The 15,173-nt window shown below is 42.5% G+C and carries 15 protein-coding genes; 2 read left to right on the top strand and 13 right to left on the bottom strand.

From position 1 onward, the window contains the following. Nucleotides 1-24: 24 nt before the first annotated feature. The 5 genes from QN079_RS04785 to QN079_RS04765 form a co-directional block, all read right to left on the bottom strand. Complete coding sequence (locus QN079_RS04785) at nt 25-432, bottom strand: helix-turn-helix domain-containing protein (protein WP_005225444.1); 408 nt, start codon at nt 430-432, stop codon at nt 25-27. A 245-nt stretch (nt 433-677) separates the two neighbouring features. After that, nucleotides 678-1,901 (bottom strand): amidohydrolase family protein, encoded by a 1,224-nt coding sequence (locus QN079_RS04780; RefSeq protein ID WP_005225443.1) that lies wholly within the window; start codon nt 1,899-1,901, stop codon nt 678-680. Nucleotides 1,902-1,917: 16 nt separating this feature from the next. Next, nucleotides 1,918-3,279: a hypothetical protein gene (locus QN079_RS04775; protein ID WP_005225442.1), complete on the bottom strand. Its 1,362-nt coding sequence runs from the start codon at nt 3,277-3,279 to the stop codon at nt 1,918-1,920. A 349-nt stretch (nt 3,280-3,628) separates the two neighbouring features. Then, nucleotides 3,629-4,552 (bottom strand): peptide-methionine (S)-S-oxide reductase MsrA, encoded by a 924-nt coding sequence (gene msrA / locus QN079_RS04770; protein ID WP_010747721.1) that lies wholly within the window; start codon nt 4,550-4,552, stop codon nt 3,629-3,631. Nucleotides 4,553-4,876: 324 nt separating this feature from the next. Then, complete coding sequence (locus QN079_RS04765; protein WP_005225439.1) at nt 4,877-5,422, bottom strand: cysteine hydrolase family protein; 546 nt, start codon at nt 5,420-5,422, stop codon at nt 4,877-4,879. A gap of 120 nt (nt 5,423-5,542) precedes the next feature. On the opposite strand from QN079_RS04765, the gene QN079_RS04760 reads away from it, so the two are divergent. Next, complete coding sequence (locus QN079_RS04760) at nt 5,543-5,950, top strand: Lrp/AsnC family transcriptional regulator (RefSeq protein ID WP_010747719.1); 408 nt, start codon at nt 5,543-5,545, stop codon at nt 5,948-5,950. 224 nt (nt 5,951-6,174) lie between these two features. On the opposite strand, the gene QN079_RS04755 is transcribed toward QN079_RS04760, so the two are convergent. From QN079_RS04755 to rlmH, 4 genes are all read right to left on the bottom strand, one after another. Further along, on the bottom strand, nt 6,175-7,548 hold the full coding sequence (locus QN079_RS04755) for a C40 family peptidase (protein ID WP_230209433.1): 1,374 nt from the start codon (nt 7,546-7,548) through the stop codon (nt 6,175-6,177). 569 nt (nt 7,549-8,117) lie between these two features. Next, a complete protein-coding gene (gene map, locus QN079_RS04750) occupies nt 8,118-8,876 on the bottom strand; it encodes a type I methionyl aminopeptidase (RefSeq protein WP_005225436.1) in 759 nt (252 codons plus the stop codon). Between the two features lie 42 nt (nt 8,877-8,918). Further along, nucleotides 8,919-9,656 carry a tRNA pseudouridine(38-40) synthase TruA gene (gene truA, locus QN079_RS04745; protein WP_005225435.1) on the bottom strand — a complete coding sequence of 246 codons (738 nt, stop codon included), beginning with the start codon at nt 9,654-9,656 and terminating at the stop codon, nt 8,919-8,921. Between the two features lie 65 nt (nt 9,657-9,721). Further along, complete coding sequence (gene rlmH, locus QN079_RS04740) at nt 9,722-10,201, bottom strand: 23S rRNA (pseudouridine(1915)-N(3))-methyltransferase RlmH (RefSeq protein WP_010747717.1); 480 nt, start codon at nt 10,199-10,201, stop codon at nt 9,722-9,724. A 374-nt stretch (nt 10,202-10,575) separates the two neighbouring features. On the opposite strand from rlmH, the gene QN079_RS04735 reads away from it, so the two are divergent. After that, nucleotides 10,576-11,880 (top strand): S1C family serine protease, encoded by a 1,305-nt coding sequence (locus tag QN079_RS04735; protein WP_010747716.1) that lies wholly within the window; start codon nt 10,576-10,578, stop codon nt 11,878-11,880. 69 nt (nt 11,881-11,949) lie between these two features. On the opposite strand, the gene ytpR is transcribed toward QN079_RS04735, so the two are convergent. From ytpR to pepA, 4 genes are all read right to left on the bottom strand, one after another. After that, entirely contained in the window at nt 11,950-12,564 is a 615-nt protein-coding gene (gene ytpR, locus QN079_RS04730; protein WP_005225431.1) for a YtpR family tRNA-binding protein, read from the bottom strand. A 577-nt stretch (nt 12,565-13,141) separates the two neighbouring features. Next, nucleotides 13,142-13,603 (bottom strand): universal stress protein, encoded by a 462-nt coding sequence (locus QN079_RS04725; protein ID WP_005225429.1) that lies wholly within the window; start codon nt 13,601-13,603, stop codon nt 13,142-13,144. Nucleotides 13,604-13,615: 12 nt separating this feature from the next. Then, nucleotides 13,616-13,936: a thioredoxin family protein gene (locus tag QN079_RS04720; protein WP_034857755.1), complete on the bottom strand. Its 321-nt coding sequence runs from the start codon at nt 13,934-13,936 to the stop codon at nt 13,616-13,618. A gap of 133 nt (nt 13,937-14,069) precedes the next feature. Further along, entirely contained in the window at nt 14,070-15,146 is a 1,077-nt protein-coding gene (gene pepA / locus QN079_RS04715; protein ID WP_060791847.1) for a glutamyl aminopeptidase, read from the bottom strand. Nucleotides 15,147-15,173 lie beyond the last annotated feature (27 nt).

The following is a 15,173-nucleotide window of genomic DNA, read 5'->3' as shown; positions in this document are numbered from 1 at the left end:
TTAGCAAAAAACTGTATAAAAAAATTATTTGTCGTCGGTGGCTGCTTTCAGCTTTTTCAAATCCTCTTGCTCGACAAAAAAGGTCACTTCTCCTGTTTCTAAATCGACGGATGCTTTGACTTCAACCCCTCGTGGGAAAAACTTGCTGGCATCAGTCTCAATTTTCAAACGCATCGTTCCGTCTTTCAATCCAGCACCATAGGTCATCGTACGAAAATTCTTTTTCATTCCTGCTCGCTCCTTTTTTAATAGCTCATCGACACTGCACCCATAAAGGGTACTCAGTTTCAATAAATTCAAACTGTCTGGTACCGTCTTGCCGGTTTCCCAATTTGAGATCGATGTGCGGGTCACTAAAATTTTTGTTGCTACTTCTTCTTGGCTCATTTGCTGTGTGACTCGATGGTTCTTTAGTGCTTCCCCAATCGTCATCTTGGCCTCCTTCTCCTACCTTAACGCAGACCTGCTGTGGTTTCTGCTCAAATCCATTGATATCATGGCGTTGTCAAACAGTTTTGACAGGATTTTCTTAAACGAACTCTCCGTGATAGCGGTTTTCTTTCTATCATAGATGAAAAAAGAACAAATGACTAGAAAATGATTTTTTTATTTCGACTATATTACGACAAAAAAGTAGCACGAATAAATCGTACTACTTGAGAAAACATGATCTGTTGTTAACGGTGGATCGTCACTTCTTTTTTGACTTCCACGGTGATGCGGCCATTTTTGATGACCATCAAACGTTCAGGAATATCGATCAGCACATCGGCTTTTTTCTGGGTATCTAAAAGAATCAAATCTGCGCGGTTGCCAACAGCGATTCCATAGTCTTTGATATTTAACGCTTTTGCGGTATTGGTCGTAATCATTGGCAAGACTGTCGGCAAGTCATCGGCGCCGCCTAAGTGTGCCACTGGCACAGCCAGCATAGCGATTTGGATCAAATCCCCATTGCCATAGGGCGTAAAGGCGTTTCGGATATTGTTGCTGCCTAAGCAAATATTTACACCAGCATCACGTAACTTGCGAATCGGTGTCACGGCACGACGAACATTGTAAGCATCGTTTCTGGCACCTAAATGCAAGTCGGTCGCAGGCAACGGCATCACATTGATTTGGGCTTTGACCATCAAATCGATGACTTCTGCCAGCTGATCCGGTTCCATGGCGTGCAGCGCAGTCAAATGTCCTACTGATACCCGACCTTGGTAGCCTTCTGCGATGGTTTTTTCACACAGATAGACGATCGATGTATCGTCTGCTTCGTCAGCAAAATCTTGATGCAAGTCAATGTCTTTATCAAATCGTTTGGCGATCTCAAAGATCAAGTCGATGTGCTCATTGGCTGGCGCATCATTGTAAGGAATCCCGCCAACGACATCGGCGCCTTTCTCCATCGCTTCGATCATCATCTTATCCGTCCCTGGGGCCTTAAAAATCCCTTCTTGCGGAAAGGCAACGACCTGAATATCGATCAAGTCGCGGTATTCTTCTTTTAAGCGCATAATGGTATCAAAACCAGTGAAGCCTTGCGCCGGATCAAATTCGGCATGGGTGCGAACAGCAGTCGTGCCGTGCAGGATCAGCATTTCTAATGCGCGTTTCGCCCGATCATAAATGTCTTCTTCGGTAAAGGTCGGTTTGAGCTTTGCCGTAACTTGGATCGCTTCTTGCAATGTTCCTGAATTATTGGGCTCACGATCGGCGATCAAGGCTTTGTCTAAGTGGATATGGCTTTCGATCAATCCAGGGATCACCACTTTGCCTTTCGCCTCAATCGTTGTTGCTGCTGATTCTTCAATGTTGGGTGCAACTGCGGTGATTTTTCCTTCTGAAATTGCAATGTCTACTAATTCTGCATCGTCTTCAAGACGTGCTTGCTTGATCAATAAATCCATGTTTTCCTCCTATCCATCAGCCAAACACTAAGCCGATGACTAATAATAATACGGCTGCTAAACTCAACCACTTCACGTTTCCTTTGACTACATCCAGAATCGGAATTTGGAAACCAGAAGATAAAGCTTGCATCGTAATGTTGACAAAACTCATTTGACTGCCGAGGCCAACCCCCATCGTTACAAAGCCAAGAGCTAAGACTGGGAAGCCTAATGAAACGGCAACTGGTAGCACGAGTGTTAAAACGGAGCCGACATAGGCACCTGCGGGAATCCCAATCAAGACACCCGTCAAGATCGCCACGGGAACGACGATCGCTGCGGGGGCATTTTGTGCCGCACCTGCAATTACAGCAAACGTCCCAGTTTCAGCGATCACGTTGATGAAGGCTAAAAAGATCCCCACTTGGAACAAGCGGGTCAAAATATACGTGGATCCGTCCACCATCGCTTCCACCGATTGATTCATGGAAAAGTCGGTACAAACAAAAATCAACGCTAACGTGACCACCATATAAACTAGCGGTGTAAAGAGGACAAAGCCGATCAGGTCATTGATCAACGGTCCAAAGATGACCGCAAAAAGCAAGAAGATCGCAGGCAGTGTCGTTTTGAATAACTCGCCATTGCTTTTGTTTTCGTACTCTTGGTTGGCTGATTCTTTGAAGCCCAGATGACGACGCTTGGTCCCGAAGAATGCCAATAAAATCGCCAAACCAACGAATAACAACCAAAATGGGCGCATTTGATCGACATAAGAAGCGACACTAAAACCGCCTAGTTCAGACACGATACTAGATTCCAAAGAGGCAGGAGAAGTCGTAAAGGAGACCGCTGCCGCTAACGACATCGCTGCGATCAATTCGGGTACCACCCCAACTGCCGCAAATGCTAACGGTGCGATCACCATCGCACTCCCGCCGCCGATTCCAGACATATAAGTCGCTGCTGCCAATAAGATGACAATAAAACCAGCCACATATTCCACTTTTCCTTTGGTTCCTCTTTTGGCTAAGGTTAAGGCCGCCGTATAACTGCCCGCTTTGAAGACCGCCATCGCTACAGCGGAATTGATGATTGGCACCGTAATACTCAACATCGTCGGAATAGCTTCCAACAGTTGCGAATTGGCTTCAGCTAAACTGATCCCGCCAATAATCATCGCCAAGATCCCAGCAATCAAGCCAGCAATGATCATATCTACTTTTTTAAAGAGCAAAACCAGCACTAACACTAATGGAATCAGTACTAGAAATGCTTTAACTCCTGTTGGTGCGACGATCTCATTGATCGCTTCTGCCGCAAACACTGTTCTTTCTGAAAAGATAAAAAGAATGAGAGCCATAAACAGTGAGACGAACGTTCCCTTTTTTTTCATCACATTTCTCCTAACTTATATGAACCTTCATATAATAAATGTTGTGTTGCTATGGGGTGTTGCCGATTGATTTTTCCGCTGATTTTTCTCTGGTGTTTCCCACCTTCTTTCCTCGAAGAAAGGAATCAAGCAAAAGACACCTGCTTTTTCGACCTTTTTCGCCACTTTTTCTTTCTCTATTATAATTCTTGTTGTTAACGCTTTCTTTGGACATTATTCTAAAATAAATCTACGTTTTTTATCCAATTGGCTAAAAGCGCAGAAAAAAGCGCGGCTTGTGGAGAAAAGAGCCTTCATTTGATTCTTTTCCCCTTTTCTCGGAGCCCCGCTTTTTTTAGTGATCCTCTGTTTATGATCGTTTTTTTCCTCGGTTTGTCCAGCGTTTCAGCCGATAAAAAAGCATCAGTTGTTTGCGCGCTCGCTTGATCCGCTGGTAGCGCTTTGGCTGTTTCTTGTAAAATGCTTGATGGTAGTTTTCCGCTGGCCAAAACTGCGTGGCCTTGCGGATCTCGGTCACGATGGGTTGCTGATAATAACCAGATTGGGCTAGTTCCTTTTTGGCTTCTTGCGCAAGCACTTCCTGTTCAGCAGTCGTATAGAAAATGATTGGGCGATAAAAATTGCCGCGATCTTGAAATTGTCCGAAAGCATCTGTCGGGTCTGTCACTTGCCAGTACAACTGCAACAAGTCCTGATAGGTGATGATTTTGGGATCAAAAACGATCTCTACCGCTTCGACATGCCCTGTTGTTCCGCTTAGTACTTGATCATACGTCGGATTCGGGACTGTTCCCCCAGTATACCCCGACAAGACGGAAAGAATGCCCGGCTGGTCTTCAAAAGGCTCTACCATACACCAAAAGCAGCCGCCAGCAAAAATAGCCACTTCTTGTGCTTTTTCACCTGTTTCGTTCGGCTCCACGGAAACTTCTACTGGTTGGACTTTGCTTGTTTCTTCATTCCTTGCCTTTTTCGGTGCTGACTGGCTGATTGTTTGATAAAACTCTGCGACATTCGGGGTCAGATTGTTTCTCAGTGCCAAAGGACGCAACGACGCTTCTAGTTTTTCCAAAACCCGCTTGGTCTGTTGGTCTTCAAGGCTATTTGACGATTCTTTTTCGTGTTTGCCTGCTTTTTGTTTGGTCGCCAGCTGAGTTTCCAGTGTATTTTTTGCTTGCACCAGTTGTTCTCGTTCCCACTGTCTTGTGCCAGGATGCAAGATCAAATTATAGATTTCTGACAGCCACGCCATCGTTTTTTGCTTCATCACCATTGCCCCTTTGCCTCATGAAGGAGCGACTTTCGCTCCTTGTTTGGTTGCACTGTACCATAGTTTCGCCGATTCGCCCAATTTGATGCCCAAAAAACGTTCGAGAAAAATCCTCGAACGTTTTTAGCTTTTGTATGGGTTGGTGCGTAATTGGTTCGCATGCATCCTCTGAAGAATCAGCTCAGTAGAATTGGTGGGTACGCAACTGGGCATTCATTTTTTTAGAAACATTGAAGCGGAATGAGTTAGGATCACCAATTTCAAAGAGTGATCAAGAACCACTCAATGCAAATGAACGTTGCCTTTGTTGGTAAATACGCAATTTTTCTACAATCCGTTTAAATAGTCATCGGTTTTCATCACCGTAGAGAAGGTTTCCAAGGCCGATAAAAACGCTCGTTGAACAGCTTCCGCAGGAATTTCGTGTGCTTCAAATGTTAATGCTTTCGTTGCCGTGGCATCAGAAATCAGTATGGGCTGATAACCGAGTTCTTTACTAGCTCTTGTGGTTGAATCGATGCACATATGCGTCATCATCCCAGTGATGATAACTTGTTGGACACCTAAAGAGTCTAACGTTTCTTTTAAATTTGTTTCAATGAACGAGTTAGGAAAGTGCTTTTCGATAATAATAGAAGAATGCGTTGTTTTTAACTGTTCATGCAGCCGTACGCCTTTGGTCCCTCGTTCAAAAAAATCAGCCGCTTCTTGATCGTTGATGTGTTGGATATAGATGATCGGGAGTTGCTTTTCGATAAAAGACGCTTCTAGTTTATTTATGTTTGCAAGCGCCTGTTCAGGGGAATGAAGGGCCATTCTTCCTTCTTTAAAATAGTCATTTTGGACATCAATAATTACTAAAGCTTTTTTCATAGAATCACCATTTCTTTTCTTATTTGTTATAATCCAGTATAAATACATATGACCCTACAACAAAGCGTCTCTTGAAAAAGATAAAGTCAATTTACTTTCATTATGAAAGGAGGAACCCTTATGGACATCATCGATGAACAAATCCTAGCTATCCTGAAACACAACAGCAAATTATCGAATAAAGAAATCGGCGAAATGGTCCACCTGACGGGACAAGCTGTAGGCAATCGGATCCTGAAATTGCAAGATGAAGGAATCATTCAGCGATTTAGTATTGTAGTAAACTATCCAAGTACGCAATACATCCGGTTTTTTATGGATTCAAATCGCTATACAGATTTTGAAGCCTTCGTGAATCAATATAAAGAAATTGAAGTCTTTCATAAAGTTTCAGGTCAAGCTTGTTATCTCTTGGTCAGTCATTTTACAGATGTAACCTTCCCTTTGTTTATAGAGAGTCTCTCAAAATGGGGCAGGTATAGTGTAGAAACCTTTGTTGCTGATAAACTCAATCATGGGGATGATTGATGTGCTTGCTAAAGGGTTGTTGAATAAAGCTTTCACTGGAGCGGTGAGAGGGATAAGAAAAAGGGGCAAAACGATTTGAGTTTTTTGCTTTTAAATGAATTGTTCGAAATTCATTGTCCTAATTATATTAATTAAACTTGAGAAAGCAAAAAGCGAATCAAGTGTGGATTCGCTTTTTGCTTTCATCTAGGATAATAAAAAATATTGATAATTTTTGCGAGAACTTATTTAACACTTGTACCTTGAGTGTTAACATATCCAATCCATGTATTTGTATTATCATATAAGGAATAGAAGGTCTTTCCATTTCCTAATGTATATTTTACTTTAGCAGTGTAACTATTACCATACAACTGACCTGCTTCGAATTTTTTACTAGTCCAATAAAAATTGTTCCACATAGGATAGTTTTTGCTAGTAATCTGTACTCCTATGTTAATATTTTCAGTTCTTAAATCTTCAGTAGCATCAGAATTAATATAACCTATCCATGTGTCGCCTTGATATATAGAATAAAATATCTTTCCATTTGACAGAGTATATTTATATTTTGCTTTATAGACCAGACCACTCGAATAATTTTCTGTACTTCCTAATTTACTCGTCCAATATAGGTTTCCCCAAATCGGATAATTCTTCGTCGCACTGACAAATTTATCAATATTTTCAGCCTTCAAATCAATAACCGCTTCAGCATTGATATAACCAAACCATTGATCACCACGATAGAGAGAATAAAACTTTTTACCATTTGTTAAAGTATAACTAACAGATGTATAGTACACTGGATTATCGGCGAAATCAGAAGTATCGCCTAGTTTACTAGTCCAATAGAGATTTCCCCATCTTGGATAATTTTTAGTTGCCATAATATTTTTATTCTCGCTTGTAGCGGTTAATTCTTCAACTGCTACAGTATTAATAAATCCTACAAAGGAATCTCCACGATATAGTTCATAAAACGTTCTACCATCACTAAAAGAGATTTGATTTTTCGCATAATAAACTAAACCATCTTGAAAATTAGAAGTATTTCCATTTTGAGAAGTAAATTCTAAGTTGTTCCATATTGGATAATTACTGACCGCCATAACCGTTTTTCCATAAGGCACTGTTTGGTATTCTGATAGATCCATCCGGATGGCAAATGATGGATAGAAACTGTCCCAGATTGGAGATAATTCAACCGTTCTTCCAAAAGTTGGAGCATGAATATACTGATTATTTCCAATATAAATGGCAGTATGACTCGTTTTCCCTCTACTTCCCCAAAAAAGTAAGTCACCTGGTTTAGCCTCAGAGATAGGAATTTGCTTTCCAGCATACTCTTGCTCCCACGTCAATTTTCCGACATCTTTTCCTGTAACTTGATTAAAAACATAATAAACTAAGCCAGAACAATCAAATTTGTCAGGTCCCAATCTATCAGGATTTGTTTGAGTATATGGTTTACCTATATGTTTTTTTGCTTCTGCTACAATTTGCTCTCTTTGACTCAAATTACCGCCTGATAATGAACGAGATACGACCTCTCTTGTTAGTTGATTATTTTGAGAATTAATTTCATTGATGAATTCTACATATTCTTCATATGTCATAACTGAACTACGATTATCCTTTGAATAGTCTTCAAAAGTCACCTGCCCATCGTCAAACTCATCTGCTTGTACAGATTGGAATGTGAAATTATGAACAAAAAAAACAACCAATTCCTAATAATAAAATACCCCATACACGTTTTTTCACTTTATCTCTCCTTTATATTTTTATCTTAAAAGTATATCACGGTTTTTTCAGTAAATAAAGGCTATAAAGAGATAAATATAGATGAATAAAAACTTCTAAATTTAACGATTCTGATTTTTCCGAGAATTTTTTTCGTTCTCTCAAAACTATAACGATATTTTAAAAAGGAAATAACAAAAAAATACTTCGATACTGACTCTTCTTATATCCAGCTTTTATATCTTTTAATGTTTACTCCAAAAAGCTTCTACTGGAAGTAGTTTGATTGTTTCATAATCATTTCCTAAAAAGACCTACTTTTCTTCCTATTTGAATGTGCTATACCCTAGCTTCGCAACTTCGACAAGTAAATGCAAAAAATCGTTCGTGTAGAAACACTCGAACGATTTTCGTATTTTCTTCTATTCTATCGACCTTGTGTTCACGTTTCTTCCTTTTGCAACGTCATGATAATAGGACCTTCTTTGGTGATGGCGATCGAATGTTCATATTGGGCACAATAACTGCCGTCAATGGTGCGTGCTGTCCAGCCGTTCGGGTCCATCTTCATGCGCCAAGTGCCTGTCGTGATCATCGGTTCGATGGTGATCGTCATACCTTCTTTCAACCGAATTCCTTTGCCAGGTAACCCGAAATGAGGAAAGAATGGTTCTTCATGAATGGTTGGGCCAATGCCGTGAGCAATAAAGTCCCGCACGACACCATACCCTTTTTCTTCAGCGAAGCTTTGGATCGCATAACCAATATCGCCAACTCGGTTGCCGACCTGTGCTTGCTCGATTCCTCTCATCAAGGCTTCTTTCGTGACTTCCATCAGTGCTTGATGTTCTGGTGAAATCTCTCCTACCGCATACGTCCAACAGCTGTCAGAGATTGCCCCTTTGTAATCGACACAAAAATCGACTTTAATGACATCGCCTGATTTTAAAACATATTCTGAAGGGAAACCATGACAAATCTCTTCATTGACACTGATACACGTCGCAAATTCATAGCCTTCAAACCCGATTTGCGCGGCTGTTGCCCCTGCAGCTTCTATCTGTTGATGGACAAAGGCGTTGATTTGGTTCGTGGTGATACCGGGAACGATTTTCTCTCGTAGCTGTTCGTGAATACTTGCCAAGATACGACCAGAAGTTTTCATTTGTTCGATCTCTCGTGGGGATTTTAATGTGATCAATAGATGATCTCCTTTCCTTAAATAGCCATTACCATGTTTCTTTTAATAATACACCTCATCTAGAAATAAGCCATGAGAAGGCACTGTTTCACCAGCTGCTTGTCGTACTTTATCGGCTAACACTTGATCGATCACTTCTGGTGGCAGTGTGCCATCGCCAATGGCAATCAGTGTGCCTGTCAAGATTCGGACCATTTTATGCAAAAAGCCGTTGCCTTTGAAGGTAAACCGCAATAGGTCGCCTTCTGGTGTGATGGTGATTTCATCGATCGTGCGCACCGTTGATTTTTTTGATTTTTTCAATGCAGAAAAGCCGATAAAATCATGGGTGCCGATCAACTTCTCAGCCGCTTGCTGCATTTTTTCCAAATCAAGGGGCTGCGGGCAATGAAAACTAGTATTGCGAGCAAAGACCGATGGGATCGCGTTGTTCCAAACATAATAGCTATATTGCTTGCCTTTGGCGTGATAGCGTGCATGGAAGCGCTCAGGCACCTCTTCAATCTTGTTGACGACGATGTCTTGCGGCAAATAGCGGTTAAAGAACTGCTGCATCTCTGGCAAACTCATTTGATGGGTCGTCTTGAAATTCGCCACTTGTCCTCGAGCATGCGTGCCCGCATCGGTTCTGCCAGAACCGACGATCTCAATTTCTTCTCCCGTCAATAATTTGATGACCCCTTCAACTTTTTCTTGGATTGTTTTTTCAGAATCTCCTAGTCGTTGCCACCCTAAGTAGCGCTTGCCGTCATATTCAATCGTTAATTTGATATTTCGCATGGTTGTTGCTCCTTTTTACCGGTAGTACCGGTGGATAATTTTTTCTATTATATTGCTTGAGATATTTACTTATGATACGGCGCCCCCGTATTGATTCGATACGCGCGATAGATTTGCTCCAATAAGATCAGTTTCATGAGTTGGTGGGGGTAGGTCATTTTGCCAAAAGAGATCTTGGCATCACTGCGGGTCATGACTTCTTGGCTTAAGCCTAGGGAGCCGCCGATGACGAAGGTCAGTTGGCTTTTTCCTTGGATGCCGAGCTGATCGATTTGTTTGGCGAAGGCTTCGCTGGTGGGGTTAGTGCCTTCGATCGCTAAGGCAAAGACATATTCGGTGTCTTTGATTTTGGCTAAAATGCGCTGCCCTTCTTTTTCTTTGATTTGCAGCATTTGGGCTTCACTCAAGGTTTCTGGTGCTTTTTCATCCGATACTTCGACAAACTCAAGCTTTGCGTATGCCCCCAATCGCTTGGCGTACTCGTTGATTCCTTGAACGAGGTACTTTTCTTTTAATTTTCCTACCGTGACGACTTTGATTTTCATAGGTTCCTCCTCGTTATCCCCTTATTTTATGAAAATGTGGACAATGCTATCCACAACCTTTTACACACTTTGACTTTCTTTGAAATTCTTCTATTCCTATCTATAAAACCGCGACACTTCAAGGGTTTCTTCATCCACCCAACCAAAGCTTTCAAGTTTGTCCACACACTGTGGATAAACAGACCTTTGCTTCTCCCCAGATTCCCCTGCTATTTTTATTCAAAAATGAACGGGTTTTGCGAAGAAAATTTCATCGTTTGAAACAGATTCTTACGCAACTTCTTCATATTTTTTTCAAAATCTCTTAGTAGACTAATCTCAGATAGAAGGAATATACTGATTATAACGAATTATTCATTAAGGGGGAAATAGTAATGGCAAGAAAATATGTCACACCAGGCAAGAAAACTTCTCCTGGTTTATTAAAACGATTAGGTATTGGGATTTTAGGCGGTATGGTCGGCGGTTTATTGACCTTCGGCGGTCTGTATCTGGCAATGGGTTCCTCTTTGACTTCAACACCAGAAACCACGACCAACAGCGGGGTCCAAGATTCTAACGGACAAACCCAAGTATCCAATGTAAAACTTGATGTGACTAGCGATGTCACTGAGGCAGTTGAAAAAGTACAAGATTCTGTCGTTTCCATCATTAATCTACAACAAAGTCAAAGCAACGACTGGAACAGCCTCTTTGGTCAGCAAGGCGGACAAAGTGAAGGCGATAGCCAAAGCGACGACGACAGTGCTTTAGAAGCTTCTTCTGAAGGGAGTGGAGTCATCTACAAAATCGATGGCGACGATGCCTATGTTGTAACCAACAACCACGTCGTAGAAGGTCAAGACGGTTTGGAAGTTGTTTTAGCAGACGGTACGAAAGTTAAAGCTGAATTGGTCGGTACTGACGCTTACACAGACTTAGCTGTATTGAAAATCTCTTCAGAGCATGTGACGACTGCCGCAACATTTGGTGATTCAAGTGCCTTGAAAGTCGGCGAACCAGCCATCGCGATCGGTTCACCTCTCGGCTCTGACTACGCAAACTCTGTGACACAAGGGATCGTTTCTTCCTTGAATCGTCAAGTAACAAGCCAAAACGAATCTGGTGGTACGATCAGCATCAATGCGATCCAAACGGATGCTGCGATCAACCCAGGGAACTCAGGTGGTCCACTGATCAACGTTGATGGTCAAGTGATTGGGATCAACTCAAGTAAAATCGCCAGCACCTCTGGCTCTGCTTCAGGTGTTAGTGTGGAAGGGATGGGCTTTGCGATCCCAAGTAACGATGTCGTTGAAATCATCAATCAACTAGAAGCAGACGGCAAAGTGGTTCGCCCTGCACTAGGGATCCAAACGATCGATTTAGGTTCCATCACATCACAACAACAAGAACAAATCTTGAAAGTTCCTTCATCCGTAACTTCTGGCGTTGTGATCTACTCAGTCAACAATGCAACACCAGCAGAACAAGCAGGATTGCAACAATATGACGTTATCACGAAGATCGATGACACAGAAGTCAGCACAACAACGGATCTGCAATCTGCGTTGTACAAACACAAAGTCGGTGACACGATCACTGTAACCTTCTATCGTGGCGATGAAGAAAAAACGGCAGAAGTAAAACTTTCCGTTGATACGTCGATCAACGAACAATCAACAGACAGCAGCAACTAATCACCAAAACCAATCGAAACAATCAAAAAATGAACTGCCGCAAAAACAGGAAGCGGCAGTTCATTTTTTTTAGGCTTTACCGACTGGAAAAGCTTCACCTACAACGGCATCTTGAGGCAGCTCAAGGATGCCTTTTTTCATTGGTGCACCTTCTAAATGCAGTTCTTTAGCAGAGCAGATCATTCCGAAGCTTTCTACGCCACGAAGCGTCCCCGGCCAAATCATCAAGCCATCTGGCATCATTGCCCCAGGTTTTGCGACAACGACTTTCAAGCCTTTACGGATATTGGCAGCACCACAGACGATTTGCAAGACTTCCCCATCCCCGACTTCTGTTTCCGTGATAGACAGATGGTCGCTGTCTGGATGTTCCACACAAGATTTCACATAGCCAACGACGATTTTTGGTTCTGTATCTGCTGGCAGTTCTTCGCTGAATCCTGCTTCTTTGATCATGGTGTTTAATTGTTGGATTTGTTCTTTCGTCAACGTCACTTGGCCACGGCCTTCGATCGTCATCACTTCTGAGATCGCAAAAAAGTTCCAGCCGACGATCGTGCCTTCTTCATTTTTGATTTGGGCAACGTTGCCTTTGCGTTCGACGGTTTGTTCTAATCCTTTATCATCTGCTGTGATGGCAAGCAGTGTATCACTAACATATTCTTTGTTATAAGCAAAAATCACGTTTTTTCCTCCTTAGGTACTTACACATTCCGCCCATAATCTTAACAAATTTTTCGGCATCCGTCATGGAATTTCTTTGTTTTCCTTGAAATTCTACTTATTTTCAAAGACAAAAAACGCCTGAGAACCAACTTCTGCTGGCTGGCTTAGGTTGAAAATTGGCGAAGGAGCAGAACCCGCGGCTTCTCAAGAACTTGCTGGTAGAATACTTTCTACGAAAGAAGGCAACAACAATAAGTTTTCCAAAAACTGTATACAGGAAAAAACTAAGAACCAGCTGCGGCTTATTAGCTAAAACGCTGCTTTACTAACGAGCCAATAAACGCTGGTTCTAAAAACTTCTGTTTGGCACTACTACCTATATAACAAGACAACAGCGAAAGATGTCTTCCCTCAAAATGAGCACAAAAAAACCTGAGAACCAGCTGCAGCTCATCAGCGAAAGACGGTGCTTTGCTAACAAGTGAAACATCGCTGGTTCTCAGGAACTTTCTTTTAACCCTTGTCTTCTTTTGCTGCCATCTTCTTTAAGGAAAAGAACTCGGCAACGACAAGCTTATTTTTTCAAAAAATGACCTTAGGCTTTTGTTTCTTCAGGCGATACGATCAGCACGTCGCACCGGGCTTCACGGATAACGAAGCTGGCGACACTCCCCATCATGAAGCGTTCCACGGCGTTCAGCCCAGATTGCCCCACCATGATCAAATCGATGTCGTATTGGTCTGGTAATTGAGTGGCAAGGGCGTCTTTGATGGAGCCGTAAGCGACGATGCCTTCTACTAGATCAAAATCTACTGATTTTGCGTAGGCTTTGCAGTCGTCGATCAGATTTTTCGCCGTATCTTTTTCTTGTTCCAAGATCGAACTATCCAAAGGTGCATAGCCCATCATGGTCGGCACTTGCTGGTCGATGATCGTTGCGGCATAGACCTTCCCTTGATTTCGACGAGCGACTTCCACTGCTTTTTTGAAGGCAGACATCGCTTGATCTGAACCGTCGATCCCTACTAAAATGTTTTGATATCTTTGTGCTTCCATCTTTTTCCCCTCCTATGCTGATTGTACGCTGGTTAAAAAGGCTTCGATCTCTTCTTTGGTTTTGCGATCCTTGTTGACTAACCGTCCCAGCTCCTTGCCGTCTTCGATAACGACGAGGCTAGGAATACCAAAAATGTTCCATTCAACCGCTACATCCATGTATTCATCACGGTCGACTTCGATAAATTGAAGCTCTGGAAAGTCCGCTTCGATCTCAGGCAATTGCGGTTTGATGTATCGACAATCGCCACACCAATCGGCGGTGAAAAAGAAGACATTTTTGCCTTTCTCCACATATGTTGCTAACTCTGCTAAATCTTTTGGAATAATCAAATGCTCACCACTTTCTTTTCTTTCAGTATACACCTTTCTTTCAGGGACTACCAACTGACATGCTGATCTTGCAAAGCCCTGCAGAAAAAAAGAGACAACGGATGGCTGTCTCTTTGCTTTCGTTCGTTCTCGCTTATTGTCCTGCCAATATCGTATCAACAGTGGAACGATCCAATCCTTTCAAGACTTGAATCACCATTTCCCGTGCCGCTTCAAAATCAGCGATACTGAATAATGTTTGGTGAGTATGGATGTAACGTCCAGGAACACCGATGACTGAACTTGGGATCCCTTCATTTGCCATGTGTGCCGCACCAGCGTCGGTACCGCCTTTTGAAACAAAGTATTGGTACGGAATGTTGTTGGTTTCTGCTGTATCCAACAAGAATTCTTTCATCCGTGGCAACATGATCATGCCTGGATCATAGATTCGCATCAAAGTACCGGCCCCTAGATGACCAAAGGTACCATTTTTGGTGACTGTGTCATCTGCTGGCGAGCAATCGACCGCAAAGAATAAGTCTGGTTTGAATTTCGTCACAGACGGACGAGAACCTCGTAAGCCGACTTCTTCTTGAACATTGGCACCAGCAATCAGCGTATGGCCTAACGTTTCCTCTTTCAAGGCTTCAAGTGCTTCTAATACGACTGCACAGCCGTAACGGTTGTCCCAAGCTTTCGAGATGATGTTTTTCCCATTGGCTGTTTTGATGGTTTCCACTTGTGGGACGATCGTATCGCCAGGACGTACACCAAAGCTTTCTGCTTCTTCTTTTGATTCAAACCCAGCATCAAACAAAATATCTGTGACTTCGACATTTTTTTGACCGCTGCTTCCTCGCAACAAATGTGGCGGTACTGAAGAAGAAACACATGGATAATCGCCTTTCGCTGTTTTCAATGTAAAGCGTTGGGCAGAAACCACATAAGGGTTCCATCCGCCTAAAGGAGTGACTTTGAATAAGCCGCGATCGGTGATCGTCGTCAATAAGAAACCAACTTCATCCATGTGAGCAGCTACCATCACTCGTGGTGCATCTGCTTCTTGGTGGTGACGCAAACCGAAAATGCCGCCTAAGCCGTCTTGTTGGATCTCGTCCACCAAGGGGGTCATCGCTTCACGCATATACGCCCGCACGTCGTGTTCAAACCCGCTGGTTCCTTGTAACTCCGTTAGTTCTTTGATGCGTTGAAATGTTTTTTCTTCCATGATCATTCGAGAAACACGTATCGGTTG

It is taken from the genome of Enterococcus sp. FZMF (assembly GCF_030263915.1).
GTDB lineage: Bacteria > Bacillota > Bacilli > Lactobacillales > Enterococcaceae > Enterococcus_D > Enterococcus_D casseliflavus.
This window is presented reverse-complemented; position numbering and strand designations above follow the sequence as displayed.